This is a genomic window from Bartonella saheliensis (genome assembly GCF_902162175.1).
Map to the genome: position 1 here is coordinate 1 of NZ_LR607287.1, position 2,249 is coordinate 2,249.

General features: G+C 38.3%; 1 protein-coding gene, 1 tRNA gene and 1 rRNA gene. 2 read left to right on the top strand and 1 reads right to left on the bottom strand.

The features are described from left to right. Positions 1–100, top strand: a 5S ribosomal RNA gene (gene rrf, locus FS875_RS09685); the annotation flags it as partial. Positions 101–190: 90 nt separating this feature from the next. After that, a tRNA-Met gene (locus tag FS875_RS09690) sits at positions 191–267 on the top strand. 574 nt (positions 268–841) lie between these two features. On the opposite strand, the gene FS875_RS09695 is transcribed toward FS875_RS09690, so the two are convergent. Continuing rightward, positions 842–1,132 (bottom strand): hypothetical protein, encoded by a 291-nt coding sequence (locus FS875_RS09695; RefSeq protein ID WP_246067904.1) that lies wholly within the window; start codon positions 1,130–1,132, stop codon positions 842–844. Positions 1,133–2,249 lie beyond the last annotated feature (1,117 nt).

Here is a 2,249-nt window from a genome sequence, read left to right on the forward strand (position 1 = left end):
GGAGTGAACGCACCCGATCCCATCCCGAACTCGGCCGTGAAACGCTCCAGCGCTGATGGTACTTTGCCTTAAGGCACGGGAGAGTAAGTCGCTGCCAGGTCTGCCAAATGCATAAAAATATTCTCTCAGAAATTTCAATAAAATAGACTGTACTCTAGCAGTCAGTGTAAAAATAATCGCAAGGCCTTATCGCGGGGTGGAGCAGCCCGGTAGCTCGTCAGGCTCATAACCTGAAGGCCGCAGGTTCAAATCCTGCCCCCGCAACCAAAGATAAACATCAACACTCTTTACCTCTCATTCCCATAACTCTTCCTCCATTCAGCGGAAACAAGCTGAATAATGCGTAAATGCAAAAATAATGCACGTGCTTGCAAAAGATAATAACGCGCGTCGCATAGATCTGTGAAAATTTTGAAGAAATCCAATCCTTATGCGCAACATTCAATAGATCATTAGGTCAATGCAACGAAACAGCAGTGGGGAAACGCAAGCTTTCTGCAAACGCTAAATCATACAAAAATTCCTCTTCTTTGACTCAATCCACATATCCTTGGACAAACAGGAGAACGGGAAACAAATCTAAGGGCGCTTTAGGGTATGCCACTGAACAGAATTCTCTCTAAAGAAAAATTGCTTGAAAAGAAGTGGAACGATGAAGCGCAAAATTCTTCCTTAACTGCATGTCTTCTTTAGGGATGCTTTACCATGAAGAAAGATGTGTAGTGCGTCAATACACCTAATGGGGATACTGTTTCTTCTGATCAAAATGTTGGAGCTTCTTGGAAAACTGTTTCCTACCAAAGCTGCACAATCTCTGTACAGCTTTTTAAAAATGTTTCTATTAGAGAGTAAAGATTCTAAAGAGTGAAAAAATCCTTACGGCTTCATAACCATCATAGCCAAAACATTGCAAATCACTGCGCCAATCAGGCGGCCTAAAAATCTCCAAAAAACCATGTTTGAGGCTGTTTTTGTGGCTTTTGCGGCGGTGTTTCTTGCTCTCTTTACAAGCTGCCTCAAGATTGTCAGAGAGTGTTTCTGTCTGTTCTTCAAGTGCTGTTATCGCATTCTCGAATTTTGCTTCTGCTCTTTGATATACGTCAACCGCATCGTTGGTTATAAATAAGATCACTGACTAAAAATCTTTGATGCAAAAACTAAAAGCAATAAAATCCATCTTATGGGGCACAAAAATAGCATCATGTCGCTTAAAGAGAATAAAACTCTAACGCTAAGAAGGCTCTCTTACCTCCATGAGCTCTTTGTTTCTTCTTTACATTTTGTACAACCACTCCATCTTGTGGAAAAATTGGAAAAGGTGCAATAAAGCGCAGCGAATACTAAAATATTTTAAAAAAGATAAGAAACTGCACAATTTGTAACGCTTAAGTCCACGGACATAAGAGGAAAGATGCTTCTTGGCTGCTTAATCCTATCAGGAAAAAGAAACAAATCGCTAAAAGTGTTTTATGTCGGGTTTTGGATATTAAAACTTCTCTCTTAACAGAGAGCTTCTCAAATAATCTTTCCATTAGAAAAAAATTCTACGCTGTGAAAGATAGATTTTTCCTTTGAAAGGCTTGTATAATTTTTTGCAGAATTTTTATCTTCTAGCGCTTTGAGTGTCCTTTCCGCTTGAAATCCCTCTTTGGTGTTTTGAATAAGACCAAGAGTTAAAAGATAGGTTAATAGATTTATGAATGGTTTTGCGTCATCAACATGTTTGAGGTCCTCAAAGAGATTTTTTGCACTAAGACAATGGCGGTATAAACAGCGCACAATGCAGGTGAGTTTATAGCGAAGATCACTGATAAGAAATCTTTACTGTAAGGGATAAAATAGACAAAAAACAGCTTATTTTGCTTAAAGGAGGATTAGAGCCTAGAAGAAAATGTAGGAGAAATAAAACACTCGAAAAACTATGTAAAAAGACTGGTGATGCCTGTACAACTTCAACATAACAAAACAATGGGGCGGATGGGAATTATAAGATTACAAACACCGCTGTTATTAGAGGTATTAAATTTTAGAGCTTAAGAATCTTTTCCATTCAGCGCGCTTTCATAAAAATGATAAAAGCTAGAATAAGGTTTGTTGATAGTCTCTAACGGTGCGAATGTTCTATAATCTTATCACCATTGCAAATGTTATGAGTTTTTCAAAAAAACTATATCATAAATCTGAGCTCTTCTCTTTAGGCGATAGGGCGAGTGTTAGGCAAAACAGTAAAAATGCGCTGATAGAGAAGA